We start from the raw sequence: 24,884 nt of genomic DNA, 5'->3' as shown, positions 1-24,884 counted from the left end.
GCGGGCGGCCTTCACGGACGACCACTGTCAGTAGGTCGGCAGGCTCGGGTCGATCTGCTTCGCCCAGGCGAGCACGCCGCCGCCGAGGTGCGTCGCGTCCTTGAAGCCGGCCGCGTGCAGCGCGGCGAGGGCCTCCGCGGACCGCCCGCCCGACTTGCAGTGCAGGACGATCGGCTTGTCCTGCGGCAGCTCCGCCAGCGCCTCGCCCGAGAGGATCCGGTCCTTCGGGATCAGCGTCGCGCCCTTGATGTTGACGATCTCGTACTCGTGCGGCTCCCGGACGTCGATCAGCGCGAAGTTCTCGCCGCTGTCGAACTTGGCCTTCAGCTCGGCCGGGGTGATGGTGCTCCCCGACGCCGCCGAGGCCGCCTCGTCGGAAACCACGCCGCAGAACGCCTCGTAGTCGATCAGCTCGGTGATCTTCGGCGTGTCCGGGTCCTTGCGGATCTTGACCTCGCGGTACTTCATCTCCAGCGCGTCGTAGCTGATCAGGCGGCCGAGCAGCGTCTCGCCGATGCCGGTGATGAGCTTGATCGCCTCGGTCACCATGATCGAGCCGATGGACGCGCAGAGCACGCCCAGCACGCCACCCTCGGCGCAGGAGGGGACCATGCCCGGGGGCGGCGGCTCCGGGTAGAGGTCGCGGTAGTTGAGGCCCTTGCCGTTCGGCGCGTCCTCCCAGAACACGCTGACCTGGCCCTCGAACCGGAAGATCGAGCCCCAGACGTACGGCTTGCCCAGCAGCACCGCGGCGTCGTTGACCAGGTAACGCGTCGCGAAGTTGTCGGTGCCGTCGACGATCAGGTCGTACTGCTCGAAGATCTCGAGCGCGTTCGACGAGTCCAGCCGGTCGGTGTGCAGGTGCACCTTGACCAGCGGGTTGATCTCCGCGATCGACTCCTGCGCGGACGCGGCCTTGAGCTTGCCGACGTCGGACTGGCCGTGGATGACCTGGCGCTGCAGGTTCGACTCGTCCACGACGTCGAAGTCGACGATGCCGAGCGTGCCCACCCCGGCTGCGGCCAGGTACAGCAGCGCGGGGCTGCCGAGGCCGCCGGCCCCGATCACCAGGACCTTGGCGTTCTTCAGCCGCTTCTGCCCGTTCACCCCGACGTCCGGGATGATCAGGTGACGGCTGTACCGGGCCACCTCTTCCTTGGTGAGCTCGGCAGCCGGCTCGACGAGCGGCGGCAGTGCTGACATGGGTCCTCCATCTCGCGCGCGTATCGCGTCCATCCCACTATGCACAACGCGCGCGGGCAAATAAGCCTTCCCGCGTCCGGATGCTGGGACACGGGCTTTCGGGGGTTCCGGGTGGCGGAGCCCCCGGCCCGAGGCGAAGCCTCGGATGTCACAGCCGCTTATTGCGGGGTGGGGTTGGGCCAGGAGTTGGTCTTGCAGATGCGGCCGTCCTTGGCCACCTTGCCCTTGTCGCCACCGGGGATGTCGTTGAGCATCGCGACGTAGTCGTCGTTGACGCCGAAGGACTGCTGCATCATCACCGGCGCCGGCTGGTCGGTGCCCCCGCAGCCGACGTGCTGGTTGCCCAGGGCGTGCCCGACCTCGTGGTTGATGGCGTACTGCCGGTACCCGGTCATGTCGGGGCCGTAGGCCTTGGCCCCCCGCACCCAGCGGGCCAGGTTGATCAGCACCCGGCCGAGGCTCTTGCGGTAGCAGGAGGCCTCGAACTTGATCTGGAACCCGCAGGCGTCCGGCCGGTGGGTGGTTTCCGGCGTGGTCAGGCTCACCTTGAAGGACGGGTTCGGGAAATTGCCGTCCACCCGCTGGAACGCGATCTTGCCGTCCCAGGTCCAGCCCTGCGTCGGATTCGACAGGGTGCCCTCGACGGTCGCGGCGAAGGCGTCGTCCCCGGCGTAGCTCGCCGGGTCGATGCCGTCTTCGACCTCGATGGTGTAGGTGTACAGCTTCCCGTTGCCGATCTTCGGGCCGCTGCCCGGCACGACGTGCCACTTGCCGGCGCCGGCCTGGGTGAACGGGATGCCGTTCGGCAGGTCCGCGGTCGGCACCTTGAGGTCGACCGGGGTGGCCGGGTTCTCCGGGATGGCCTGCTCGCCGTTGCCGTCGATGGCGCCGCCGCCGGAGGTGTCGCCGCCCGCCGAGTCGGTGCCGGGCCCGGCGGCACCCACACCCTGCTCGGCGATCGGCTGGGCCGGGCTGTTGGCGGTGTTGACCACGACCAGCACGGTCAGCACGACCAGGATCGGCAGCGCGTAGACGCGCCAGCCGTAGGTCTTCGTGAGCTTGGCGATGCCCGGCTTCGCCGGCGGCTCGGCCGGCTTCTCGCGCGGGGTTTCGACGTGCGGCTTCCAGGACGCGCTCAGCGGCTCGGCACTCGTCCGCCGGCCACCCGGCCGGTAGCGGTCCTCGTCGACGCGCTGGGCCAGTGCCTTCGACGGGCGGTACTGCCCGGTGCGGGGGTGGTCCTCGGCGTCCGGCGCCCGGCGGGCCGAGGCGCGGTGGGGCGTCCGCCGATCCTCGCCTCGCGCGTCGTGCTTCACCCGGTCCACCGCACCAGGGTGCCACAGCGGCGGGGCGCCGCTCTCGCCGACTGGCGGATCATCGAGTGAACTCGCCACCACCCGATCGGGCTACCAGGTGCCCGCTTCGACGTGCTCCCACATGCCCAGCACGGCCTTCGCGACGACGACCGGGCGCTCCATCTGCGCCACGTGGCCGGTGCGCGGGAGCACCAGCAGCCGGGCCCGCGGGATCGCCCGCGCGGTCCGCACGGCGCGTTTCACGGAGATGACGCGGTCCTCCCGGCCCCAGACGACCAGCGTCGGTGCCTTGACGAGCGGCGCCACCGACCACAGCGACGCCTTCCCGAGCGTGGACCAGGCCCGGAAGATGGCGAACGTGCTGCGCGCCATCGCGGGCGCGGCCCAGGCGAACCCGGCGCGGGCACCGTGTTCCTCGGTCAGCTCGTCGAGCCGGCTCTCCGGGAACCGCGACGGATCGGCGAAGCACAGCTTGATGACCTGCGCGGCGCGTTCCCGCGGGCCGAGCGCGGCCAGCTGGGCCCGCACGCGCGCGCCGACCAGCGGCAGGTAGGCCAGCGCCATCCGCGGGTCGGACAGCCGCCGCGGGTCGAGGCGCAGGTCCGGCACCGCCGGCGAGATGAGCGTCAGCGTCTTCACCAGCTCAGGCTTCTGGGCCGCGACCAGCAGGGCGATCGCGCCGCCCATGGAGTTGCCGAACAGGTGCACTGGCGCCCCCACCGCGGTGACATCCGGGGCTTCGCCCCGGGCCGGGGGCTCCGCCACCCGGGCCCCCGAAAAGCCGGCTTCGATGTGCCTCATGACGACGTCGGCGTGCGCCTGGAGCGTGAAGTCGAAGCCTTTCTCGGGCTCGGAGTAGCCGAACCCGGGCAGGTCGGGGGCCGTGCCGCCGGCGACCGGCGCGAGCAGCGCGGCCAGGTCGGTCCAGTTCGTCGACGAGCCGCCGAGACCGTGGACGTAGACGGCGGGCACGCCGTCCGGGCCGGGCGTGCGGCGGACGTGCAGCCGGGCGGTGCCGACCTCTTCGAAAGCCGCCGGCCACGGCGGCGGGACCGGGTCGAGCGACGGCAGGGCCCGGTTCGACAGCGGCACGTGGGTCAGCGGCGGCCGGGCTCGCACGGGGGTGTTCACGGGTCCAGAATGCCCGACCCTTGGCGCGGCACACGTACCGGCGAGTAATCTTCAGGGCGACTTCACGCGGTGGCGACCCCGCCCGTCGAAGAAGCGATGACGGGAGGATGAGCATGACGGAGATGACGCGCCTGCAGCAACGTGGGGTGCGGCTGCCCCGGACCGAGCGCCGGGCTCAGCTCCTCGCCGCGGCGCAGCGGGTCTTCGCCGAGAACGGCTACCACGCCGCCGCGATGGACGAGATCGCCGAGGTCGCGGGCGTCTCGAAGCCGGTGCTGTACCAGCACTTCCCCGGCAAGCTGGACCTGTACATCGCGCTGCTGGAGAGCCACGTCGACGAACTGGTCAAGCGCGTCCAGAACGCACTGGACTCGACGACGGAGAACAAGCAGCGCGTCCCGGCGACGGTCGGCGCGTTCTTCGACTTCGTCAGCGAGGACGCGGGCGCGTTCCGGATGGTGTTCGAGTCCGACCTGCGCGGCGAGCCGGCGGTCCAGGAAGCGGTCGACCGCGCGACGTCGGCGAGCGTGGACGCGATCACGGAGACGATCACCGCGGACGCGGGCCTCGACGAGGACAAGGCGCGGTTGCTGGCGGTCGGCCTGGTCGGGATGAGCCAGGTCAGCGCCCGGTTCTGGCTGGCCCACCACCAGTCGATGAGCCGCGAGGAAGCGGTGGCCCTGACGGCCAACCTCGCCTGGCGCGGCATCGGCGGTGGCTTCCCCCTCAAGGACGGCTGACGCACGAGGCGGCGCTTTCACGTGAAAGCGCCGCCGTCAGCGAGCGGCCAGCCGGACCAGGACCGAGATGCGGCGCGCCACTTCGAAGGGGCGCTCCTGCGGGAGCATGTGCCCGGCGCCCGGGTAACGCACGAACTCCGCGTGCGGCAGCTCGTCCGCGATCACCTTCGCGTGCGGCAGCGGGCACAGCCGGTCCTTCTCCCCCGCCAGCACCACCGACGGCACGTCGCACAACGCGCCCAGGCCGCCGACGCCGCGGTGGGCCGCGATCGCGTCCAGGAACATCCCCGCGCTCGCCGGGTGCGCGCACAGCAGCTGCTCGACGACGCTGTCCACCTGCGCACGCCCCGGGCGATCACCGAACACCAGCCGCCGGGCACCCGAGCGGACCAGGCCCGGCCGCAGGCGCAGCGTGTCCGACCGCAACCGGGCCAGCAGCCGCGCCACCCGCGGCTCGAAGCGGGTCACGCTCCGGCCGACCACCCCGGGGAACCCGAGCGTCAGCTGGTCCATGTCCCCGGACGACGTCGCGACGAACGCCGCGCCCGCCAGCCGCGAAGCCACCAGCGAAGGGTGGCGTTCCGCGAGCACCATCAGCGTCATGCCGCCCATCGAGTGCCCGGCCACGACCAGCGGCCCCGCCGGGACGCGGTCGGCGATCAGCTCGGCGAGGTCGTCGGCGAGCCGGGCGATCGTGGCGCCGCCGCGCCGGGCCGGCGCCGAACCGCCGTGGCCACGCAGGTCGTAGCGCAGCACGCGCAGGCCGGGGTCGAGGTGCGGGAGCACGAAGTCCCACGTCCGGTGGTCCTGCGTCCAGCCGTGGACGAGCACCAGCGTCACCGGAGGGCCATCGGAGCCGGCCGGCCCGGACTCCGCGACGTGCAGCGCGGCGCCGTCGCCGGCGACGAACCGGTGCGCGGCCGACGGGTTCCGCAGCCGCGACGCGGTCGTCACCGGCCCGCCGGGAGCAGGAACGACTTGCGCCAGAAGTACTTCCCGGGCAGCCCGACCAGGCCGGACTCCTCGAGGAACGGCATGATCTTCTCCCCCGCCCACGCGATCGTCCCCTGCCAGTGCGGGTTGTTCAGCGCCGCCTCGACGCCGTCGCGCGGCCGGATGCCGACCGCCTTGTAGACGTCCGGGTTGATGAACGCCCGCGTCACGAAGTACGAGATGACCGCGATGATGAACTGCTGGTAGCCGATCTCGGCCTTCGACAGCTTCGCCATGCCGCGTGTGACCTCTTCGCGGGCGAAGGTGACGTGCCGGGCCTCTTCCAGGACGTGGATCCGGTTGACCATCCGGACCAGCGGCTGGACGCCTTCGTCGTTCATCTGCTCCCGCTGCAGCCGGTCCAGCACTTCCTCGGCGACCAGGATCGCGCCGTAGCGCGCCGGGCCGTAGGAGATCGTCGGCATGAGCTTCGCCAGGCGCCGCAGCCACGGCACCGGGCCGTAGGCGGGGCAGCCGATCCGCGAGGCCATCCGCGCGAACATCGTCGAATGCCGGCATTCGTCGGCGATCTCGGTGAGCGCGAACTGGGCGTGCGCGGACGTCGGGTCCTGCTCGTAGACCTCCTTGAGCAGCATCTGCATCAGGAGGATCTCGAACCACAGGCCGGTGGTGGCGACGCTCGCGACCTCGTGCTTGCCCAGCTCGATGCGCTGCTCCGGGGTCAGTTTCTCCCAGAGCTCCGTGCCGTAGAGCGAGGAACGCTCGTCGAGGATGAACCGCTTGCCCTCGACCAGCGGCGCGGTCCAGTCGATGTCGACGTCGGGGTCGTAGAACTTGTTCGCCGACGACTTCAGCAGGCGGTCCGCGGTCTTTTCGCGATCCGGTTCCTTCAGCGTCCGCGTCATTGCCGGCACCCCTTCCGCGACATGTAACTTGAGGTAACAGTTACCTGTGCGTAGCATGACTCTCGTGATCGAACGTGTCAAGCGCTCCGGCAAGCCGTCCAGCAGGTCCTCCCGCGGCGAGGAGGCGACCGGCGACGCCCGGCGCGACCGGTGGCGCAAGCACCGGATCGCCCGGCGCAAGGAGTTCGTCGAGGCCGCGCTGCGGGCGCTCGACACGCACGGCCCGGACCTGGGCATGGAGGACGTCGCCGCGGAGGCGGGCGTCACCAAGCCGGTGCTGTACCGGCACTTCGACGACAAAGCCGACCTGTACGTCGCGCTCGGCCAGCGCGGCACGGAAATCCTCTTCGAGCGGCTGATCCCGGCGATCAACGCCGAACTGGCGCCGGTGCCGCGGATCCGGATGGCGCTGGACGCGTTCTTCACCGTGATCGAGGAGCACCCGAACCTGTATCGGCTGCTGGCGCACGGACGGCCGGAGAAGCCGGTGTCGTCGGACGTCGTGGCCGAGGACAAGGAACTGATCGCGACGGCGCTGACGGCGCTGCTCGGCGACTACATGCGGATGTTCAACATGGATTCGGGCGCGGCCGAGCCGTGGGCGCACGGCATCGTCGGCATGGTCCAGAACACCGGCGAGTGGTGGCTGGACCGCCGCTCGATGAGCCGCGACGCGGTCGTCGAGTACCTGACCCAGATCATCTGGGCGGCCATCGACGGGCTGACCCGCCAGAACGGCGTCGTCATCGACCCGAACCTGCCCCTGGAAGCCAACAAGGTGGTCCAGCTGGGCCGCACCACGGAGTCGTTGGAGGAAACGTCATGAGCGAGCACGACGAAGACGGCTACAGCGGCGAGGCGACCCTGGAGGTCGACGGCGTTTCGCTGCCGGTGACGGTCGAGCTGCGCGGCTACTTCCAGCCGATCGACGGCTATTACCGCTGGTACGGCCGGGTGGCGGTGAACGAGGAGCTGACCCGCCTGGCGGGTGGCAAGAAGAAGGCCGTTTCCATTCGGGCGGGCTCGCATTCGGCCAAGGGCGAACTGTCCGACCCGGACCCGTGGGGCCGCTACCGGATCACGGGCACGAGCACGCCGCCGTTCCACGTCCCGACGACGCTCGAGGAACTCAACGCCTGAGCGTCAGGGCAGGCGGGGGGCCGGCAGCTCCACGCCCGGCAGCAGGCCGTTCGCGATGTCCGTGGCCCGCCACTTCCGCACGCTCAGCCGGACCGCCGTGACCGGTGCCGCCAGGAAGGGCGCGGCCTCCGGGACCTTGGCGACGAGCAGCTCGCGCACCCGCGTGTCCTCGTCGCCGGCGACGATTTCGGCGGACGCCTGGGCCTGCAGGAACGCCTGCATCGGCGAGCCGGTCGAGACCACGACCGAGACCAGCGGGTTCTCCCGGATGGCGGAGAGGGTCCGGCCGCGGTCCTCGAGCACGAGGTTCAGCGTGAACTCGCCGCTTTCGGCGAAGTACACCCCGCCGACCCACGGCCCAGTGCTGCCGGAAGTGGCGAGGAACAGCGACTTGTGCCCGGCGAGGGTGCTCCGCACGAGATCCGCGACGGCGGTCGGTTCGAGAGTGGTCACCGGCCGAAGCTAAGCGGCGGAAAAGCGACACTCCAAGCAGAACACCACAATCCGGTGAACCCTCCGAGCACGCGAAGGCCACCCCGGGAACGTCCCGAGGCGGCCTTCGCGGATCAGGGCTGTGGGTCAGTCGCCGACGCCGAAGCCGACCTTGCGGACGTCGGAGGGGGCGATCTCGACGTACGCGATGCGGTCGGAGGGGACGATGTACTTGCGCCCCTTCTCGTCGTTGATGCGGAAGAGCCCGTCACCGGCCGTCAGGGCCTCGGCGACCAGCTTCTCCACCTCTTCGGGAGACTGGCCACTGGACACCACCAGCTCGCGCGGCGTGTCCTTGATGCCGATCTTGACCTCCACGTGGGACCTCCGCTGGAAATTCGTAAGGGATGTGCCGGCCAAGGCTAACCGAACCGGCTCGTTCCGGTGGCGCATGTCCGCGCCCGACCGCGTCGTCACTTCCGGGTACTCCATCGGGTTCAGCCCAGGCCGAGCGCCTGCATGCGCTTCGTGTGCCCCTGTTGCAACCGCCGGAACAGCGCGGCAATTCCGGAGAGGTCGCCCGAGCCGCTGATGATGAGCTCGGCCAGCCCGTCGCGCTCGGCGACGACGTACTGGGCCTGGGTCAGGGCCTCCCCGAGCAGGCGGCGGCCCCACAGGGCGAGTTTGTCGCGGGACTTGGGGTCGGCCTCGATGCCGGCCGCGACCTCGCGTTCGGCGAAGGCCGAGTGGCCGGTGTCGGCCAGCACGGTCAGCACCAGGTCCTTCGTCTCCGGGTCGAGCCAGCTGGCGATCTCCCGGTAGAGGTCGGCGGCGAGCCCGTCGCCGACGTAGGCCTTGACCAGCGACTCCAGCCACGACTTCGGGGGCGTCGAAGCGTGCCAGGCGTCGACCTGCGCCACGAACGGCGTCATCGCGTCTTCGATCTTGACGTCGTGGGCGGCCAGGTGCTGGGCGAGCAGCCCGTAGTGACCGATCTCGGCGGCCGCCATGGTCGCCAGCGCGGCACGGCCGGCCAGCGTGGGAGCGCTGTGCGCGTCCTCCGCCAGCCGGTCGAACGCGGACAGTTCGAGGTAGGCGATCACACCCAGAAGGTCTACTACGCCTTCGGAGATCTCTTTGGGCTCGGTCACGGGGGCAGGGTATCGCCGAAGCACCCGGGCGTGGCGGGACGAGACCGATCACACTGGTTCCGGCGCGCCGGGTACTGTCGAAAAACTGCTGACCAGGTACACTGGCGTCCGATATCAAGCTTCCGTACGCCATACCGGCGTCGGGAACAGGCAGGTCACGCGGCTTGCCGACGTACTGCAATGTGCGTGCACGCCTCTTCCGGCATTCCCGGGGCGGACCGGTTCCGCGCTTGAAGACCAGCGCCAGGGACCAGGGTTTACTCCCGGTCGAGTGTCGAGCGGACCCACGGCTGTGCGCGCTGGTCACGAGAGAGGCGATCACCCTGACCGCAGAAATTCCCACAACCGAACAGACCCCCGCCGTCGTGCTGGAGCACAGCGAGACCGGCCCGGCCGCGCTCGACACCTCGCACCCGCTGCAGGCGGGCGTCGAGGTCGAGCCCGAAGCCCCGACCTTCGCGTCCTTCGGCGTCAAGCCGGAGATCGTCAAGGCGCTCGGCGAGGCCGGCATCGAGCGGACCTTCGCGATCCAGGAGCTCACGCTGCCGCTCGCGATGGCCGGCGACGACCTCATCGGCCAGGCCCGCACCGGCATGGGCAAGACGCTGGGCTTCGGCGTCCCGCTGCTGCACCGCGTGCAGGTCCCCGGCGACGGCACCCCGCAGGTGCTGGTCGTGGTGCCGACCCGCGAGCTGTGCATCCAAGTCGCCAACGACCTCAAGGGCGCCGGCAAGCACCTGGGCATCCGCACGCTGGCCATCTACGGCGGCCGCCCGTACGAGCCGCAGATCGAGGCGCTCCGCAAGGGCATCGACGTCGTGATCGGCACCCCGGGCCGGCTGCTCGACCTGGCCGAGCAGCAGCACCTGGTGCTGGGCAAGGTCCGCGGCCTGGTGCTCGACGAGGCCGACGAGATGCTCGACCTGGGCTTCCTGCCCGACATCGAGCGCATCCTCCGGATGGTGCCGGACGAGCGGCAGACCATGCTGTTCTCGGCCACCATGCCCGGCCCGATCATCACGCTGGCCCGCACCTTCCTGCGGCAGCCGACGCACATCCGCGCCGAGGAAAACGACGCGAGCGCGATCCACGAGCGCACCACCCAGTTCGTCTACCGGGCGCACTCGATGGACAAGCCCGAGGTGATCGCCCGCGTGCTGCAGGCCGCCGACCGCGGCCTGACGATGATCTTCAGCCGCACCAAGCGCACCGCCCAGAAGGTGGCCGACGACCTGGTCGAGCGCGGCTTCGCGGCCGCCGCCGTGCACGGTGACCTGGGCCAGGGCGCGCGCGAGCAGGCGCTGCGCGCGTTCCGCTCCGGCAAGGTCGACGTCCTGGTCGCGACCGACGTCGCCGCCCGCGGCATCGACATCGACGACGTCACCCACGTCATCAACTACCAGTGCCCGGACGACGAGAAGACCTACGTCCACCGCATCGGCCGCACCGGCCGCGCGGGCCGCACCGGGGTCGCGGTCACCCTCGTCGACTGGGACGAGATGCCGCGCTGGAAGCTGATCTCGGACACCCTCGGCCTCGACAAGCCGGAGCCGGTGGAGACGTACTCGTCGTCGCCGCACCTGTTCGAGGACCTGGGCATCCCGGAGGGCACGAAGGGCCGGCTGCCGCTGGCCAACCGCACCCGTGCGGGCCTGGCCGCCGAGGAGGAAGAGGACCTGGGTGGCAAGAAGCGTGGCCGCGGCCGTGGCCGGACCGGCGAGGCCGCCGCGCCGGAGGAAGACGCGCCGCGCAAGCGCGCCCGGACCCCGCGCAAGCGCACCCGCGGAGGCTCGCGGGCGGCCGAAGAGGTCGAGGCCGCGGACAACGCCGCCGCGTCCGCTTCGCCGGACGCCGAGGCACCCGCGTCGTCGGAGGGCCGCACCCGGAGCCGCCGCCGCACCCGCAGCGGCAACGCCCCGGAGGCAACCGGCCCGGCCGTCGAAAAGGAGGCCGGCGAGAACGCCGAGCGTCCGGCTCGCCGACGCCGCCGTCGCCGTCCGGCCGCGACTTCTGATACACCTGCTTCGGCAGACTGAGGCTTCTCCATCGGGGGTTCGGGTACGTGAGCGACGTCGAGAAGGCGGCTGAAGAGACGCCTGCCTACGGGTCCGAGGACGTACTCGAAGACACTCCCGAGAGCACTCCGCCCGCCCCGCGGGTCAAGGCGCGTCGTTCGCCTTGGAACCGCGGGCGGGACCGGGTGATCGCCGCCCTGATCGCGGTGGTCGTGGTCGCCGTCGCGCTGGTCATCGGCGCGACGAGCGACAGCGCGGCCACCGACCGGACCGAGGCGGCCCCGCCCCCGCCGTTGCCCGCGGCCCCGGACAAGGTGCCGGGATCCCTCTCCGAGATCTGGAGCGCCCCCAGCGGCGCGACGCCGATCCCGGTCGTGGCCGGCGAATCGGTGGCCACGGCGGACGGCGGCGAGGTCGCCACCCGCGACCCGCTGACCGGGCAGATCCGCTGGCACTACTCGCGTGACCTGCCGTTGTGCACGCTGGACCAGGTGTGGGGGCGGTTGAACGCCGTCTACCACAAGAGCCGCAACTGCAGCGAGGTCACGCAGCTGGACCCGGGCACGGGCCGGATCACGGCGCAGCGCAACGGCAACGCGGAGCTGGGCACCCAGCTGGTCGACGACGGCTCGCACGTGACCGCCGCGGGCAAGAGCCTCCTCACGACGTGGCGCGACGACCTGGTGCAGAGCGCCGAGTACGGCCAGGTCCCGGCGCTGGTCAACGCGGGCAAACAGCCCCGCACCGGCTGCACGTACGGCACGGTCGCGGCGGCGTCGGGCAAGATCGGCGTGATCGAGCGCTGCCCGGGCGACCCGGCCGACCGCCTGACGGTGTACAAGGCGGCCCCGGAGAAGGACGACGAGCCGCAGGTCAGCTTCAGTTCGGTGCTGGCGGGCAAGCGCGCCCGCGTGATCGCGATGTCGGGCGACCTGACGGCGGTGGTCCTCCCGGACCAGAAGCTCCTGGTGACGTTCAACGGCGACGGCACCCAGCGCGCGGCGTACCCGCTGGACGTCCCGGCCGGAGACCTGGCGGCCGACCCGCCGTCGGGAGTCGAGGCAACGACCCAGACGGCCCAGAACATGTACTGGTTCAGCGGGTCGAAGGTGCTGGCTCTGTCCCGCGACGACCTGTCGCCGCGCTGGACGCTGAGCAGCGCGATGGGCCCGGGAGTCACGTACGCCCAGCAGCTGGTGGTCCCGATCAAGGGCGGCTTGGCGGTGCTGAACGAGAACGACGGATCAACGATCCGCACGGTGGGCGTCGAGCGCCGCGGCTACACGGGAGTGGTCCGCCTGGCCGCGGCCGGCCCGGTCCTGCTCGAGCAGCGCGGCCCGGTTCTCACCGCCCTGAAGTAGCCCCGACGAGCGTGTCGTCCGCGTGTCGTCCATCCAGGCACGCGTGTCGTCCGTCTGTGCACACGTGTCGTCCATCCAGGCACGCGTGATCGAGCGGCCTTTGCGTGCGGAGGGGCGCGACTCGCGTGCTCCAGGGCGGGAGCCGGGTCAGGTGAGCCAGAAGAGGGTCAGCGCGGAGACCGTGAACAGGACCACCGCCAGGCCCGCGCCGACCGCCGGGGGACCGTTGCGGCGGTCGGCGACTCGCTGAGCCAGCAGGGCCAGGGCCGCCGCCATCGGGTGGCCGACCAGCAGGGTCGCGCCGGGACCGGGGGCGCCTGTGAACAGGCAGATGCCCGCTACCACGAGCACGCCGAGGGCGAGGACCGTGAGCCCGGCCGCCAGGGAGCCGGTGAACCCGCGCCACCAGCGGCCACGGGCTTTCGCGGGCCCGAGCGACGCACTCGCCTCGACGCTCGGGGCGCTCTCCGCCGGGTCGATCCGCTCGGGTGCGACCCGCTCCTGCTCCACCGTCGGCTCGTCGGCCGCACCGAGCGCCCCGGGCTGGGCAGCCGTCCGGATCTGTTCCACGGCCGGCTCGCCGGCCGCACTGTGTGCCTCGCGCGGCGCCGTCTCGGAGCCCTCCTGGCGCACCTCGCCGGCCTCGTCCCGGGCCTCCGGCGCCGCTCTGCGGCTCGGCACCTGCTCGGCTCCGGGCTGTCCCGCGGGCAGCGGGACCGTCGCCAGTTCGTCGGTGTCCGGTGAAGCCACGTTCCCTCCCGTTCAGGGCGCGAGCAGGTCCCAGGGCTGCGCCGCCGGGGCCGCCTCCTGGCCCGCCGCACAGCTCGGCCTGAAGTCGCACCAGGCGCACCGCCGGTCCGGGCGAGGCGGGAACAGCACGTCCCCGTCGCCGCCCGCGTCCAGGGTATCCGTGGCCAGCCGCAGGTCTCCGGCGGTCTCTTCCGCGCGTTGCAGGTGCCGTTGCAAGCTCTCCGGGGTGTGCTCCGCCGCCGCGATCGTGCCCGTCGGCAGGTGGTGCAGCTCCGCCGTCGTGCACGGCATCCGCAACGTCCGCGCCCCCGCCACCGCATACAGCGCAAGCGCTTGCGACGCCCGGGCCTCGTACTCGTCCGGCGGCCGGCGTCCCGTCTTGTAGTCCACGATCACCAGCGCGCCCTCACGCGCGTCGATCCGGTCCGCGCGGCCCTCGATGATCATCGACGGCCGCTCCCCCGGCGTCGAGCTCACCGGCGCCGACACCCAGCGCTCCAGGCCCACCGGATCGTGCGAAACATCGTTGTCCTCGACGTACTCCGCCACCCACCCCTTGGCCCGCGCCCGGTACCGCGCCGCCTGCTCGTCACTCTCGAAGCCCGCGTCCTTCCAGAACTCGGACACCAGCGCCACCGCGCGCTGCGGCACCCGCTTGAGCACGGGCAGGTCGAACAGCGCCCGCAGCGCGTTGTGCACCACCGCGCCCAGCGTGCTGTGCGCCCACGGCCCGGTGCGCTGCGGGGTCGGCCGTTCGAGGTACGCGAGCCTGTACCGGCGTGGGCAGTCGTCGAAGGTCGCCAGCCGCGCCGGCGAGACCTTCGTGAGCCGCACCGGTTGCGCCACGCCGAAGTCGAAGCCCATCTGGTCCTTCACTCCGCCCACGCTACGCAGTACCACCGACACTTTCCGCGCGGGGCGAGCCGGCCCCGCGCGGAAAGCCCGGCTACCGCACGACGAGCACGGTGTGCGTCCCGCCGGACACCGTCAGCGGCCCCGCGGCGCGCAGCGGACGCCCGTCCAGCAGCACGAGCCGACCCTCGGGCACCACCAGCGAGCCGGACGTTCCCCGCGGCGCGCTCACCGTCAGCGAAAACACCGGCCCCTGCTGAGACCACGAAGCCGACAACGCGCCCTTCGGCGTCGGCACCGCTCCCCGCGCCCACGAAACCGGGCCCGGATGCGGCGAAACCGTCCACGTCGCGAAGCCCGGCGACGTCGGCGAGACGCCCAGCAGCTCGTTCGTCAGCGCCGGTACGACCCCGGTCGACCAGCCGTGCGCGGCCGAGGTGTAGCCCTGCTCGTAGTGCGAGCCGCCCTCGCCGATGCCCTCCCAGGCCGTGATGCCCGGGTCGTGCGTGGCCATCCAGCCGTACATCCGCTTGATCTGGTCGATCGCGGACGCCGTCTGCCCGGTCCTGAACCGCGCCTGCAGCTCGGGGAACGACGTGAACGCGTACACGCGCTTCGTGCCGTCGCCGACCAAAGTGTCGTTGTCCATGAACGGGTTCCCGTACGGCAGCGCACCCGCCGCGAGCCGCGCCAGCGCCGAAGTGGCCTGCGCGGGCGAAGCGATCCCGGCGAGGATCGCGTGGCTGTTGCCGTCCTGGCCGTGCCGCACCGCGCCCGTCGCCGAGTCGAGGTACGCGCCCGCCGCCGGGTCCCACAGGTACTGGTTCACCGCCGCCGAGACGCCCGAAGCGCGCGAGAGCCATCGATCCGCGTCGGCCGGGTGCCCCGTTGCGCGCGCCAGGCCGGCAGCGCCTTGAAGCGCCCGGACGTACAACGCGTTGTAGTACGTCACTTCGCCCGTACGCGGCAGGAACGCGTAGTCGCCGTAACCGCCGGTGCCGTTGAGGCCCTTCGCGAGCAACCCGCGCGAATCGGTCACCGACGGATACCAGCTGTCGAGCGTCTTCACGAGGTGCGAGTAGTACGAAGTCGCGTACGCGGTGTCGCCCGTGTAGAGGACGTAGTCCCAGCTCGAAGTCACCCACCAGAGCGGATAGTCGAACAGCGGCAGCGTGTAGCCGTTGATCGACGCGGGCGGGATCCAGCCGTCCGCGCGCTGGTGGTCGGCCAGGTCGGCGAGGACGTTCTTCGCCGCCGTGCCGTCCTGGTGCGTCAGGTACTGGGTCAGGCCGGAGACCGCGACGTCGCCGACGTACGGATCCCGGTCGCGCTTCGCGCCGTCGTGCAGCACCAGCTTCCCGTCCAGCGACGGCGAGAACGCGCCGCGGGGGTCCACATCGGACTCCCGGAAGGTGTCCATGCCGAGCTCGTTCGTGTAGGACGCCGCGTACCAGTACTTGTTGAGGTCTTCGTCGGACGACTCGAACCAGCCGCGGTAGGTCGACGGCGTGCCGAGGAACGGCGTGAAGTCGAGCGAGACGCCGCTGATCCGCACCTCACCGGACGGCTGGGCCAACGGCGCGTCCGACGCCAGCGCGTCGAGGCTGATCCGCAGGTAGCGGAAGCCGTGCAGGCCGTCCGCGCACACCTGCGTGCCCGAAGCGCAGCCCTTGGTGTCCCGCCACACCGTCGGCGCCGAAGGCACGGCGTACTGGTCGGTGCCCGGCCCGCCGGAGAAGTCCGAGCGGGTGAAGTCGGACCGTTCGCCCAGGTACTGCAGGGTCTCCGAGAACGCCAGCCGGACGCCCGGCCGGTTCGCCGACGCGCCCGCGAACGCGATCTTCGGGTAGCCCGCGACAACCTTGCCGAAGTCGACGACGGCGGTCGGCACCGGCGGGTCGGCGACCACGCCGGGCCACACCTCGGCGACGCGGCTGAACTCCCCGGACGGGGTGTTCTGGTCCTTGGTCACGGTGATCCGGACCTGCGCGGCCGTCACCGGCCGGTCGAAGGTGACCGCCCGCTGCACGGCCGTGTTGCCGCTGACCGTGGCGGCCACCCGCCACGCGCCCGCGTCCAGGACCTCGACCGTGAAGTCCTGTGGCACGCCGTCCACATTGGACAAAATGGTGACGCCGGGCAGCGCGACCGGCGCGCCCGCGGTGATCGTCAGGACGTCGGGGTAGGCGCCGATCGTGTCGTCGTTCCAGAACGTCTCCGTGTTGCCGTCGACGGCGTTGCCGGGGACGTAGGTGCGAGGCTGGCCGTTCCCGCCGTTGTTCGGCGCGTGGAACGACGACGCGGCCGCGGTGGTGCCCGCGGGCCACATCGGCTTCGGCGGCGGCGCCTGCCGCTTGAACGTCGCCACTCCGCGACCGAGCAGGCCGTCCGGGTTCGTGACGTCTCCGGTGGTGGACAGCACCTTCACCGGCCGGACGTCCCGGCTCGCCGGTGCGACGACGTACTTCTGCCAGCCGGGCGCGGCGTCGGCGGGCGCGGCGACCACGCCGCTCGCCACCAGCACCGTGATCGACAGGACTGCTCTGAGCCACTTCATCGAGGCCTCCGCAAGGCGGTTGAATCGTTTCAAACGCTGAGCTGAGCTTCAGGCTGCGGGAGCGGTGCCAACGATGTCAACGGACCGGGTGGATCCTGTCCGGCAGGACAACCCGGGTGGGCGTCTCAGCGCACCGGTCAGCCGGCGCCGGAGATGAACCCGCGGACGGAGTTCGCGACGAGCTCCACGGCGATGGCCGCGAGCAGCAGGCCGGCCACCTTGGCCAGCAGCGTGATGCCGCTTTCCTTGATCAGCCGGATGACGAGGCCGGAGTAGCGCATGCAGAGGTAGATGACGAAGTGGGTCGTGACGATCGCGAGCGCCAGGGCGATGTACGCGCCGATGTGCCCGTCGGCCTGCCGGACGAACACGATGGTCGCGGCGATCGCGCCCGGCCCGGCCAGCAGCGGGGTGCCGAGCGGCACGAGCGCGACGTTGACGTCCTCGGCCGCCGCCTCGGTTTCGTGGCCGTTGCTGGTGAGCAGCTGCAGCGCGATCAGCAGGAGCAGCAGGCCGCCCGCGCCCTGCAGCGCGGGGATGCCGATGCCGAGGTAGGCCAGGATCGCCTGGCCCGCGACCGCGAACAGGCTGATGACCAGCAGCGACACCAGGACGGCCTGCCGGGCGGCGCGCGCCCGGGTCGCCACCGGCTTGCGGCCGACGAGGCTGAGGAACACCGGTACGGTGCCGGGCGGGTCCATGATGACGATCAGGGTGATCGTCGCACTCATGAACAGTTTCGCGTCGAAGAGCGCCATCTCAGCCCTTCACGACCTGGAACCCCGACGCACGCGAAGCGAGTTCCTCGAACTGCCCGGGGTCGGTGGTGCACTCGCCGAGCGCGATCGTCTTGTTGGTGCCGTGGTAGTCGCTGGACCCGGTGACGAGCAGGCCGAGTTCGCCGGCCAGCTCGCGGGTGCGGGCGCGCGTCGGCGCGTCGTGGTTGGGGTGGTCGGCCTCGACGCCGGTGAGCCCGCGCGCGGCCAGCCCGGCGAGGGTGTCCTCGCTGATCGTGGCACCGCGGCTGAAGGCGAAGGGGTGCGCGATCACCGTGACGCCGCCGGCCGCGGCGATCATGTCGATGGCTTCCTCGACCGGCGTGTCACGGCGGGCGACGTAGTACCCGCGACGGGGGCTGAGGTAGTCGGCGAAGGCCTCGTCGACGGACTTGACCAGCCCGGCCCGGACCAGCGCCTGGGCCAGGTGGGGACGCCCGGGCGGGGAGTCCTCGGGCAGCAGGCCGAAGATCTCGTCGGCGTCGATCGGGAGGCCGTCGGCGGCCATCCGCTCGGCCATCCGCCGCAGCCGCGTGCGGCGCTCGAGCCGCAGCCGGGTCTGCTCGGTGACGATGGGCTCGGACGTCGGGTCGAAGAGGTAGGCGAGCAGGTGGACGCTGATCTGCCGGCCGGTCCCGGGGTCGATCGACACCGTGGACAGCTCGGCGCCGGGGACCAGCGTCAGGCCGGGTGACACCGCTTCGGAGGCGGGCGCCCAGCCCGCGGTGGTGTCGTGGTCGGTGATCGCGACGACGTCGAGCCCGGCTTTCGCGGCCGCGGCGACGAGCCCGGCCGGCGTGTCGGTGCCGTCGGAAGCGGTGGAGTGGGCGTGCAGGTCGATGCGCATCGTGTCCATTGTCGACGATGCGCTACGTCACACGCGCGGCGGGACGGCTCAGCCGACTGGCTTCTTGCCCCGGGCGGCCCGCTGGGCCTTGATCATCGAGAAGCGTTCGGCCTGCTTCTGCTTGTCGCCGAAGACCAGCTCGGAGATCGTGTCGTAGAACTCTTCGGGCCGCGGCAGGAAGTCGATCTTGTTCAGCGCCTGGATCTGACCGGCGGACTCGACCACCATCGTGCCGTAGCCCATCATGCGGCCGGTGGCCGTGCGGACGTAGCTGAGGTCGGTGACCTTGCTGATCGGCATCATCAGCACCTTGGTGGTGAACACCCCGGTGGTCATGACGAACCGCTTGTCGGTGACCACCAGGCGTTCGACCCACCACTCCATCACCACGTAGGCGAACCGCAGGACGACGAGCAGCGCGACGTACCAGAGGATGTTCTGGCCGATGTACAGCGCCGGCGGCAGCAGGTAGGACACCAGGACGCAGACGGCCAGCAGGGCGGCCGCCTCGAAGGTGTCCCACAGCAGCACCGCCCAGTGGCGGCGGATCCGGATGACCCGCCGCTCGGTGTCGAGGAGGTACTCGTCGGGGTCGCGTGGCGCGAACATGGTTCGAGGGTAACCCCGCGATCAGCCCTTGAACACGCTGCTGACGAAGGTGATCACCGATTCGGCCGAGCTGCGGAGGAAGTCGATGATGTTGCCGACGAGGCCGGCAGCCTGCCCAGGCTGGGCGATGACGAAGAACAGCACCAATGCGATACCGGCGAGGCCCGCAATCTTCTTCACGTTCACCGCGATCAAATCCCGTCTCTTACGGTGACACCGGACAACAGCAGAGAACCTGACGTTTTACGTTGTACCGCACTGAACAGGCGCAGGGGAGGGAAGTCCCGCGCTTGGGTCAGCACGCGGTCCGAAGTGTACCGTACGGCTACTCTCCGTGTATAGGACATCGGTTTTCACCTCGGTAACGTCTACCCTTCGGGACATGGAGGGCCTCACCAGCACCACGATCCGCTGTGTCGGCGGGATCGCGTTCGACCCGTACGGCCGTTTGCTGCTCATCCGGCGCTTGAACAACCCCGGTTCGGGGCAATGGTCGCTGCCGGGCGGCCGAGTCGAACCGGGCGAAACGGACAAAGAGGCCGTGGTCCGGGAGCTTTTCGAGGAGACCGGGCTGGACGTGATTCCGGGCACACTGGTCGGAACGGTACGGCGGGGGCCGTACGAAATCTTCGACTACGCCTGCGAGGTCGAGGGCGGCGTTCTCACCGCTGGTGACGACGCATCGGAGGCGCGTTGGTCCGATGCGGCAGACCTTGCCGCGCTGGAAGCCGCCGGGGAGCTCGTGGAGCTCCTCTACGTCACTCTCCGCGACTGGAATGCGCTCCCGGAGGCCTGACTACAGCGGCAACCAGGTCATCCGCTGCCCGTGGGGCGCGGTCCGAGCCAACGCGTGCGCCTCCGCCTTCCCGTCTTCCCACCGCACCACGCCCAGTGCCGCGAGCCCGTCGGCGCCCGAGAGGTCGTCGCGGCCCGGCAGGACAAGCTCCAGCCCGGCCCCGTAGAACTCCTCCGAAACCCACCACACCGGCCGCGAAGAAGCCAGCTCGGCCAACGCCGAGACGAACGCCGCCCGCTTCTCGGCCGGGAAGTACGCCAGTGCGTGGCTCGTCAGCACCACCAGCGGCCCGTCCAGCGACTCCGCCGCCGGAGCCAGGTCGTCGACCCCGTCCCCGGTGATCAACCGCGGCCGGTGCTTCGACTGCTCGGCCGCCGCGGTGCGCAACAGCCTGATGCGGTCCGGCTGGTCGGCCCAGACGCACGCCTCCAGCCACGCCAGCTCGTCCTCGTCCGACAGGTCCACCGGTGCCCGGTCGAGGCCCGCCCGGTCGAGCAGCGCCAGCTTCTTCGGCAGCTTCGGCACCACCGCGCCCGGCGCCAGGTCGAGCGCGCAGTGCAACCCCACCGCCGCCTTGGCCGGTCCCGCCGTCAGCTGGTCGCCGCCGTCGCACTGGTAGCGGTAGCCGAACCGGTCCAGGCCCAGCAGCAACCCCGCGCTGCAGCCGACCTCCAGCAGCGAAACCTTCCCGCCCGCTTCGCGGGCCGCCCGCGCGACGCCCGGGTACAGCAACGCCGCCCGGCGGACCTCGTTCGTCTGGGTGTAGCGCGCCGAAATCAGGGCACGGGCCTTCTCGGACCGCTCCAGCAGGAACGACCGGAACAGCGGCCAGGTCTCCGAGTCGACGCCGTCGAAGCCGCCCAGCGACGGGTAGTAACGCGAGAGCGGGTGGATGGGGTCGGCCTGCACGAGGCGGTGTGCGACCGCCATCAGCAGCGTCCCGCGCACCTCGCCGTCGCGCGCGACCGACAGCAGCCCCGCGACGTCGTCGTCCGCGGCGGCCTGCAGTGCCAGGTGTTCGTACAGCGGCGAGACCCCGCGGGCCTCGACTTCCGCGAACTTGCGGAGTATCCCCTTGATCCTGTCCAGGTCCATCAGAGCCTCATTCGTGCGGCACCGGCCGGCCCGGCTGCTCCCCGCCCCGAGTCTCCCCGTACGAGCGCTTCGGCACCATCACCTTCCGCCGGAAAGTGCACACGATCAGGCCGTCCTGCTTGTAGCCGCGCGTCTCGACGTACACGACGCCGCGGTCGTCCTTGGACTTCGACGGCGTCTTGTCGAGCACCTCGGTCTCGCCGTAGATCGTGTCGCCGTGGAAGGTCGGCTTGACGTGCTTGAGCGATTCGACCTCGAGGTTCGCGATGGCCTTGCCGGAGACGTCGGGCACCGACATCCCGAGCAGCAGCGAGTAGACGTAGTTGCCGACGACGACGTTCTTGCCGAAGTCGGTCGTCTCTTCCGCGTAGTGCGCGTCGAGGTGCAGCGGGTGGTGGTTCATGGTGATCAGGCAGAACAGGTGGTCGTCGTATTCGCTGACCGTTTTGCCCGGCCAGTGCTTGTAGACCGCACCGACCTCGAACTCCTCGTAGTACCGACCGAACTGCACTCGTCTCTCCTAGTCGCGTAACACCGCGTGAGGCTGGTACGACACGCATCCGTAGTGAGGAGTACCCTCAACCATCGGTGTTCGCGCGTCAACGCGAGCCCCACCACTGTCGCACCCGGCCCGAAGGAGGTGAGGAACCCGATGAGTAGTGGCGATAGTCCGCTCCCTAGTAGTCCCAGCGTTCCCACCTCACCGGCCGGCCGGCTCATCTCTCGGTAGGCCTTCTCTCCCCCCGGGAACGCTGGTGTGTCGCCGGGCGGACGCATTTCCGCCCCTGGTCCGTCGTCTCGCACGACCACGCACGACACCAGGAGATCCCATGCCTGCCATTCCCTCGCTCGGCGGCCTTCGCGGCCGCGGCAACAAGGGCACCGTGCCGGTCCGCCCGGTTCCGGTGCCGCTGTCCGCGTACGTCGTCGATTGCGCGGTGTACGTCGGCGGTGAGCGCCTGCCCGGCCGCTGGACCCACTCCGAGGCGATCAAGGAGGTCCGGAAGCGGCACGAGGGGTTCGTCTGGATCGGCCTGCACGAGCCGGACGCCCAGCAGATCCAGGGCGTCGCGGACACGTTCGGCCTGCACGAGCTGGCGGTCGAGGACGCGCTCGAAGCGCACCAGCGGCCGAAGCTGGAACGCTACGACGACACGCTGTTCCTGGTGGTCAAGACCGTGCGGTACGTCGAGCACGAGTCGCCGACGACGGCGAACGAGATCGTCGAGACCGGCGAGCTGATGGTGTTCCTCGGCCGCGACTTCGTGATCACCGTGCGGCACGGGAACCACTCGGGGCTGGCGCGGCTGCGCCGCGACCTGGACGAGGACCCCGAGCGGCTGCAGCTGGGCCCCTCCGCGGTCGTGCACGCGATCACCGACCACGTCGTCGACCACTACCTCGACGTCACGGGCCGGATCGAGAACGACATCGACGTCATGGAGGCGCAGGTCTTCGCGCCCCGTTCGCAGGTCAGCGCCGAGCAGATCTACCTGATGAAGCGGGAGGTGCTCGAGCTGCGCCGGGCGGTGATGCCGCTGGCCACACCGATCCAGCGCCTGGCCGAGGGCTACACGCGACTGGTGCCGGACGACGTCCGCTCGTACTTCCGCGACGTCGCCGACCACCTCACGACCGTGTCCGAGCGGGTCGCGGCGTTCGACGAACTGCTGTCCACCCTGGTCGACGCGACCGTCGCGAAGATTTCGCTGCAGCAGAACACCGATATGCGCAAGATCACGTCGTGGGCGGCGATCATCACCGTGCCGACGATGATCGCGGGCATCTACGGGATGAACTTCGACTACCTGCCCGAGCTGCACTGGAAGTTCGGGTACCCGCTGGTCATCACCGTGATCCTGGCGATCTGCCTGTTGCTGTACCGAATATTCCGGAAGAACGGCTGGCTCTAGGTCCCCTTTCTTTCCCACCGGATTCGGAGAATTCGTGATGCCTCGCATGCTGTCCAACTTGAAGTTCTGGGCGCTCGCGCTCAGCCTCGTCTGGATCTTCGTCATCACTTTCGTCATCGTCGCCGACCCGGGGTTCGCGCACGGCATGAAGTGACGTCCCGGCGTCGTACCCTGGGACCATGCCGAAAGCGCTGGTCGTCTCCGACGAGGTCGACGAGCGGTTGTGGACCGACGCGGTCCGCGCCGTCTCCGTCGACCTGGTCATCGGCGCCGGCGACCTGCCCTACGACTACCTGGCGTTCCTGGCGAGTGCGCTCGACGTCCCCTGCGTGTTCGTGCCCGGCAACCACGACCCGGACCTGAGCGGCTACACGCGCTACGGCGGGCTGTCCATGAAGGACGGTTTCCCCACGGTGTGGCCCGGCCCGGCGGGCGGCATCAACGCCGACGGCCGGATCGTCGACGTCGCCGGGCTGCGGTTCGCCGGGCTCGGCGGCTCGATCCGCTACAACGACGGGCCGAACCAGTGGACGCAGCGCCAGCAGGCGCGGCGAGCCCGCGGCCTGGTCCGGCGCGCCCGGCTGCGGCGGTGGCGCGACGGGCGCGACGTCGACGTGCTGCTGACGCACTCGCCGCCGCTCGACCTGGGCGACCGCCCGGACCCGCCGCACCGCGGGTTCAAGTGCCTGCACTCGACGATCGAGGCGCTGCGCCCGAAGTGGCTGCTGCACGGGCACATCCACCCGCACGGCGAGCCGGTGCCGGACCGGGTCGCCGGCGCGACCCGGATCCGCAACGTCGTGGGCCACCGGATCATGGAGTTCTCATGAAAGAGACAGGATTCCCCCGCGCCGACGCGGAGAACGACTTCCTCCGCGCACGCCGGGGCCAGGTGCTCTCGCGGCTTTCGACGTGGCTGCGCCGCGAGCCCGACGACGTCAACATCATGCTGCCGTTCCACGAGGTGGTGGAGGCGCTCGGCTACCTCGGCGAGCACCGGATCGGGCTGCGGGTGATCAAGCTGGAGTCGATCGCCGGCACGGTCGACCGCAGCCGCGACTTCGACCGCCGCTTCCGCCCGACGTCGGCCCGCGTCCGCGAGCGCTGGGAACGCCTGGCCCTGGCCGCCCGCCGCGGCGAGGAGATCCCGCCGATCGAGGTCTACCGCGTCGGCGAACTGCACTTCATCATCGACGGCCACCACCGCGTCTCGGTGGCGATCGCCCAGGGACTGTCCACAATAGAGGCATCGGTGACGGTGGTCCGCACCAAACTGGACCCGAGCGGCATCCGCCACCGGGGCGACCTGATCGTCAAGGACTACCGCCGGCTGTTCCTGGAGCGCGTCCCGCTGACCGGCCACGCGCGCGCGTCGGTGATCGTGTCGGACCCGTGGGACTACGCGAAGCTGGGCGAGCACGTGGAAGCCTGGGGTTTCCGGCTGATGCAGGACGAAGGCAAGTTCTGCGACCGGGCGAGCGTGGCGCAGCGCTGGTTCGAGGAGGAGTTCGTCCCGGTGGTGGGCATGCTGCGCCAGGCGGGGCTGATCGGCGACCGGACGGACGCGGAGGCGTACATGTGGGTGGCGGCGGAGCGGTACCGGCTGATCCGCACCCACCGGTGGGACGACGAGGTGATCGAGAAGCTGCGGTCGCGGCGGCACTAGAGCTCGAGCGCGTACCAGGTGCGGCCGGCCTGCAGCCACATCCGGTTGCCCCGGCAGACCCACCGGATCGGGGCGCTCCCGTCCGGGAGGCCGAGCGGAACCGGCGGCCCGGGCACGACCTCGCCACCGGTCAGGCTCGCGGGCTCGAGGTGCCAGTAGTACCCGGGGTGCTTGCCGGCCACCGACAGGAAGACGGCATCACCGCCGGACACGGCCACGCCGCGCGGCCGCCGCAACGACGACCGCCGGACCGAGCGGATGCCCTCGCGGCCGACCTCGACGAGCGGGACCTCGGTGTACGGCACGGCCCAGGTCCGCCGCTCGCCGACGTTGAGCACGTAGCAGTCCATCCAGGAGAGACGAACCGGGTCGTCGATCGCCCACCACGCCGGTTCACCTCCGGCGGTCCACCGGATCAGGCCCGGGTGATGGCGCTTCGCACCGCCGACGCGAATCGAGGCCTCGTCGAAGTAGCTCGTCCAGATCTCGCCGTCGGATCCGGCGACCAGGGCTTCCACCGCGTCCCCGGCATGGAACGCGGTGACGACCCGGCCGGTGCCATCGAGGATCCGGCCGTTGCGCGGCGGCTCGGCACCCGGCCGGGTCCGGCATCGGGCGTCCACTGTGGACGCGACGACCGCTCCGTCCGGCACGGTCCCCCACAGCTCCAGCACG

Annotated in this window: 27 protein-coding genes; 9 read left to right on the top strand and 18 right to left on the bottom strand. The window is 70.9% G+C overall.

The genetic code is table 11. From position 1 onward, the window contains the following. Positions 1 to 27 precede the first annotated feature (27 nt). The 3 genes from moeZ to ACFVYA_RS20910 form a co-directional block, all read right to left on the bottom strand. Entirely contained in the window at positions 28 to 1,203 is a 1,176-nt protein-coding gene (gene moeZ / locus ACFVYA_RS20920; protein WP_285988484.1) for an adenylyltransferase/sulfurtransferase MoeZ, read from the bottom strand. Between the two features lie 158 nt (positions 1,204 to 1,361). After that, positions 1,362 to 2,528, bottom strand: a complete 1,167-nt coding sequence (locus ACFVYA_RS20915) for a DUF3152 domain-containing protein (protein ID WP_387047088.1) — start codon at positions 2,526 to 2,528, stop codon at positions 1,362 to 1,364. Between the two features lie 81 nt (positions 2,529 to 2,609). Continuing rightward, a complete protein-coding gene (locus tag ACFVYA_RS20910) occupies positions 2,610 to 3,650 on the bottom strand; it encodes an alpha/beta fold hydrolase (RefSeq protein ID WP_285988482.1) in 1,041 nt (346 codons plus the stop codon). A 113-nt stretch (positions 3,651 to 3,763) separates the two neighbouring features. Between ACFVYA_RS20910 and ACFVYA_RS20905 the strand changes: the two genes are divergently transcribed. Next, a complete protein-coding gene (locus ACFVYA_RS20905) occupies positions 3,764 to 4,390 on the top strand; it encodes a TetR/AcrR family transcriptional regulator (protein ID WP_013223021.1) in 627 nt (208 codons plus the stop codon). Between the two features lie 36 nt (positions 4,391 to 4,426). Here the strand turns inward: ACFVYA_RS20905 and ACFVYA_RS20900 are convergent, their stop codons facing one another. Then, positions 4,427 to 5,344 carry an alpha/beta fold hydrolase gene (locus tag ACFVYA_RS20900; RefSeq protein ID WP_387047086.1) on the bottom strand — a complete coding sequence of 306 codons (918 nt, stop codon included), beginning with the start codon at positions 5,342 to 5,344 and terminating at the stop codon, positions 4,427 to 4,429. Next, positions 5,341 to 6,249 (bottom strand): diiron oxygenase, encoded by a 909-nt coding sequence (locus ACFVYA_RS20895; RefSeq protein ID WP_285988480.1) that lies wholly within the window; start codon positions 6,247 to 6,249, stop codon positions 5,341 to 5,343. The genes ACFVYA_RS20900 and ACFVYA_RS20895 overlap by 4 nt, the downstream gene beginning before the upstream one ends. 55 nt (positions 6,250 to 6,304) lie before the next feature. Between ACFVYA_RS20895 and ACFVYA_RS20890 the strand changes: the two genes are divergently transcribed. Both ACFVYA_RS20890 and ACFVYA_RS20885 read left to right on the top strand, forming a co-directional pair. Beyond that, positions 6,305 to 7,075 carry a TetR/AcrR family transcriptional regulator gene (locus ACFVYA_RS20890; protein WP_285988479.1) on the top strand — a complete coding sequence of 257 codons (771 nt, stop codon included), beginning with the start codon at positions 6,305 to 6,307 and terminating at the stop codon, positions 7,073 to 7,075. Then, complete coding sequence (locus ACFVYA_RS20885) at positions 7,072 to 7,389, top strand: DUF4873 domain-containing protein (RefSeq protein ID WP_285988478.1); 318 nt, start codon at positions 7,072 to 7,074, stop codon at positions 7,387 to 7,389. Before ACFVYA_RS20890 ends, ACFVYA_RS20885 begins: the two co-directional genes overlap by 4 nt. Positions 7,390 to 7,392: 3 nt before the next feature. On the opposite strand, the gene ACFVYA_RS20880 is transcribed toward ACFVYA_RS20885, so the two are convergent. From ACFVYA_RS20880 to ACFVYA_RS20870, 3 genes are all read right to left on the bottom strand, one after another. Beyond that, the gene (locus ACFVYA_RS20880) at positions 7,393 to 7,842 is read right to left on the bottom strand and encodes a pyridoxamine 5'-phosphate oxidase family protein (protein WP_387047083.1); all 450 of its coding nucleotides are present in this window, start codon (positions 7,840 to 7,842) and stop codon (positions 7,393 to 7,395) included. 126 nt (positions 7,843 to 7,968) lie between these two features. After that, entirely contained in the window at positions 7,969 to 8,199 is a 231-nt protein-coding gene (locus ACFVYA_RS20875; RefSeq protein ID WP_013223016.1) for a DUF3107 domain-containing protein, read from the bottom strand. Between the two features lie 119 nt (positions 8,200 to 8,318). Continuing rightward, positions 8,319 to 8,972 carry a ferritin-like fold-containing protein gene (locus ACFVYA_RS20870; protein ID WP_387047081.1) on the bottom strand — a complete coding sequence of 218 codons (654 nt, stop codon included), beginning with the start codon at positions 8,970 to 8,972 and terminating at the stop codon, positions 8,319 to 8,321. Positions 8,973 to 9,202: 230 nt separating this feature from the next. Between ACFVYA_RS20870 and ACFVYA_RS20865 the strand changes: the two genes are divergently transcribed. Continuing rightward, positions 9,203 to 11,008, top strand: a complete 1,806-nt coding sequence (locus ACFVYA_RS20865; protein WP_387047079.1) for a DEAD/DEAH box helicase — start codon at positions 9,203 to 9,205, stop codon at positions 11,006 to 11,008. A 26-nt stretch (positions 11,009 to 11,034) separates the two neighbouring features. Further along, the gene (locus tag ACFVYA_RS20860) at positions 11,035 to 12,348 is read left to right on the top strand and encodes a hypothetical protein (RefSeq protein ID WP_387047077.1); all 1,314 of its coding nucleotides are present in this window, start codon (positions 11,035 to 11,037) and stop codon (positions 12,346 to 12,348) included. Positions 12,349 to 12,495: 147 nt separating this feature from the next. Here the strand turns inward: ACFVYA_RS20860 and ACFVYA_RS20855 are convergent, their stop codons facing one another. The 7 genes from ACFVYA_RS20855 to ACFVYA_RS20825 all read right to left on the bottom strand — a co-directional run bounded on the left by ACFVYA_RS20855 (position 12,496) and on the right by ACFVYA_RS20825 (position 18,925). Further along, positions 12,496 to 13,098, bottom strand: a complete 603-nt coding sequence (locus ACFVYA_RS20855; protein ID WP_387047076.1) for a hypothetical protein — start codon at positions 13,096 to 13,098, stop codon at positions 12,496 to 12,498. A gap of 12 nt (positions 13,099 to 13,110) precedes the next feature. Next, positions 13,111 to 13,962 carry a RecB family exonuclease gene (locus ACFVYA_RS20850; protein ID WP_387047098.1) on the bottom strand — a complete coding sequence of 284 codons (852 nt, stop codon included), beginning with the start codon at positions 13,960 to 13,962 and terminating at the stop codon, positions 13,111 to 13,113. Between the two features lie 82 nt (positions 13,963 to 14,044). Further along, positions 14,045 to 16,507 (bottom strand): alpha-L-rhamnosidase C-terminal domain-containing protein, encoded by a 2,463-nt coding sequence (locus tag ACFVYA_RS20845; RefSeq protein WP_387047074.1) that lies wholly within the window; start codon positions 16,505 to 16,507, stop codon positions 14,045 to 14,047. A gap of 137 nt (positions 16,508 to 16,644) precedes the next feature. Continuing rightward, the gene (locus ACFVYA_RS20840; RefSeq protein WP_285988471.1) at positions 16,645 to 17,265 is read right to left on the bottom strand and encodes a MarC family protein; all 621 of its coding nucleotides are present in this window, start codon (positions 17,263 to 17,265) and stop codon (positions 16,645 to 16,647) included. A gap of 1 nt (position 17,266) precedes the next feature. Continuing rightward, on the bottom strand, positions 17,267 to 18,130 hold the full coding sequence (locus ACFVYA_RS20835; RefSeq protein WP_387047072.1) for a PHP domain-containing protein: 864 nt from the start codon (positions 18,128 to 18,130) through the stop codon (positions 17,267 to 17,269). Between the two features lie 48 nt (positions 18,131 to 18,178). After that, the gene (locus ACFVYA_RS20830) at positions 18,179 to 18,739 is read right to left on the bottom strand and encodes a PH domain-containing protein (RefSeq protein ID WP_003095467.1); all 561 of its coding nucleotides are present in this window, start codon (positions 18,737 to 18,739) and stop codon (positions 18,179 to 18,181) included. A 21-nt stretch (positions 18,740 to 18,760) separates the two neighbouring features. Further along, positions 18,761 to 18,925 (bottom strand): hypothetical protein, encoded by a 165-nt coding sequence (locus ACFVYA_RS20825; RefSeq protein ID WP_162472554.1) that lies wholly within the window; start codon positions 18,923 to 18,925, stop codon positions 18,761 to 18,763. Between the two features lie 196 nt (positions 18,926 to 19,121). Here ACFVYA_RS20825 and ACFVYA_RS20820 point away from each other — a divergent pair, with 196 nt between their 5' ends. Continuing rightward, positions 19,122 to 19,535 carry an NUDIX hydrolase gene (locus tag ACFVYA_RS20820; protein WP_387047070.1) on the top strand — a complete coding sequence of 138 codons (414 nt, stop codon included), beginning with the start codon at positions 19,122 to 19,124 and terminating at the stop codon, positions 19,533 to 19,535. Here ACFVYA_RS20820 and ACFVYA_RS20815 read toward each other — a convergent pair whose 3' ends face one another. Continuing rightward, positions 19,536 to 20,630, bottom strand: coding sequence for a DUF2332 domain-containing protein (locus tag ACFVYA_RS20815; RefSeq protein ID WP_387047069.1), 1,095 nt, complete (start codon positions 20,628 to 20,630; stop codon positions 19,536 to 19,538). It abuts the gene before it with no gap. A 7-nt stretch (positions 20,631 to 20,637) separates the two neighbouring features. After that, positions 20,638 to 21,141 carry a MaoC family dehydratase gene (locus ACFVYA_RS20810; protein ID WP_387047067.1) on the bottom strand — a complete coding sequence of 168 codons (504 nt, stop codon included), beginning with the start codon at positions 21,139 to 21,141 and terminating at the stop codon, positions 20,638 to 20,640. A gap of 319 nt (positions 21,142 to 21,460) precedes the next feature. On the opposite strand from ACFVYA_RS20810, the gene corA reads away from it, so the two are divergent. The 3 genes from corA to ACFVYA_RS20795 all read left to right on the top strand — a co-directional run bounded on the left by corA (position 21,461) and on the right by ACFVYA_RS20795 (position 24,209). Further along, positions 21,461 to 22,543, top strand: coding sequence for a magnesium/cobalt transporter CorA (corA, locus tag ACFVYA_RS20805; protein ID WP_285988467.1), 1,083 nt, complete (start codon positions 21,461 to 21,463; stop codon positions 22,541 to 22,543). Between the two features lie 179 nt (positions 22,544 to 22,722). Further along, positions 22,723 to 23,373, top strand: coding sequence for a metallophosphoesterase (locus tag ACFVYA_RS20800; protein ID WP_387047066.1), 651 nt, complete (start codon positions 22,723 to 22,725; stop codon positions 23,371 to 23,373). Next, positions 23,370 to 24,209 (top strand): chromosome partitioning protein ParB, encoded by an 840-nt coding sequence (locus tag ACFVYA_RS20795; protein ID WP_285988465.1) that lies wholly within the window; start codon positions 23,370 to 23,372, stop codon positions 24,207 to 24,209. Before ACFVYA_RS20800 ends, ACFVYA_RS20795 begins: the two co-directional genes overlap by 4 nt. Here ACFVYA_RS20795 and ACFVYA_RS20790 read toward each other — a convergent pair. Continuing rightward, positions 24,206 to 24,883, bottom strand: coding sequence for a hypothetical protein (locus tag ACFVYA_RS20790; RefSeq protein WP_387047064.1), 678 nt, complete (start codon positions 24,881 to 24,883; stop codon positions 24,206 to 24,208). The two genes, ACFVYA_RS20795 and ACFVYA_RS20790, sit on opposite strands and share 4 nt — an antisense overlap. Position 24,884 lies beyond the last annotated feature (1 nt).

It is taken from the genome of Amycolatopsis sp. NPDC058278 (genome assembly GCF_042881395.1).
Lineage (GTDB): Bacteria > Actinomycetota > Actinomycetes > Mycobacteriales > Pseudonocardiaceae > Amycolatopsis.
Note: the sequence above shows the minus strand (reverse complement) of the source record. Positions and strands in the feature narration are given on the sequence as shown.

Bases quoted from the DNA above. Each gene is read 5' to 3' on its own strand.
- ACFVYA_RS20800 (WP_387047066.1), top strand. From the start codon at position 22,723: ATGCCGAAAGCGCTGGTCGTCTCCGACGAGGTCGACGAGCGGTTGTGG.
- ACFVYA_RS20885 (WP_285988478.1), top strand. From the start codon at position 7,072: ATGAGCGAGCACGACGAAGACGGCTACAGCGGCGAGGCGACCCTGGAG.
- ACFVYA_RS20890 (WP_285988479.1), top strand. From the start codon at position 6,305: ATGACTCTCGTGATCGAACGTGTCAAGCGCTCCGGCAAGCCGTCCAGC.
- ACFVYA_RS20815 (WP_387047069.1), bottom strand. From the start codon at position 20,630: ATGGACCTGGACAGGATCAAGGGGATACTCCGCAAGTTCGCGGAAGTC.
- moeZ (WP_285988484.1), bottom strand. From the start codon at position 1,203: ATGTCAGCACTGCCGCCGCTCGTCGAGCCGGCTGCCGAGCTCACCAAG.
- ACFVYA_RS20850 (WP_387047098.1), bottom strand. From the start codon at position 13,962: ATGGGCTTCGACTTCGGCGTGGCGCAACCGGTGCGGCTCACGAAGGTC.
- ACFVYA_RS20905 (WP_013223021.1), top strand. From the start codon at position 3,764: ATGACGGAGATGACGCGCCTGCAGCAACGTGGGGTGCGGCTGCCCCGG.
- ACFVYA_RS20830 (WP_003095467.1), bottom strand. From the start codon at position 18,739: ATGTTCGCGCCACGCGACCCCGACGAGTACCTCCTCGACACCGAGCGG.
- ACFVYA_RS20820 (WP_387047070.1), top strand. From the start codon at position 19,122: ATGGAGGGCCTCACCAGCACCACGATCCGCTGTGTCGGCGGGATCGCG.
- ACFVYA_RS20895 (WP_285988480.1), bottom strand. From the start codon at position 6,249: ATGACGCGGACGCTGAAGGAACCGGATCGCGAAAAGACCGCGGACCGC.
- ACFVYA_RS20845 (WP_387047074.1), bottom strand. From the start codon at position 16,507: ATGAAGTGGCTCAGAGCAGTCCTGTCGATCACGGTGCTGGTGGCGAGC.
- ACFVYA_RS20835 (WP_387047072.1), bottom strand. From the start codon at position 18,130: ATGCGCATCGACCTGCACGCCCACTCCACCGCTTCCGACGGCACCGAC.
- ACFVYA_RS20795 (WP_285988465.1), top strand. From the start codon at position 23,370: ATGAAAGAGACAGGATTCCCCCGCGCCGACGCGGAGAACGACTTCCTC.
- corA (WP_285988467.1), top strand. From the start codon at position 21,461: ATGCCTGCCATTCCCTCGCTCGGCGGCCTTCGCGGCCGCGGCAACAAG.
- ACFVYA_RS20840 (WP_285988471.1), bottom strand. From the start codon at position 17,265: ATGGCGCTCTTCGACGCGAAACTGTTCATGAGTGCGACGATCACCCTG.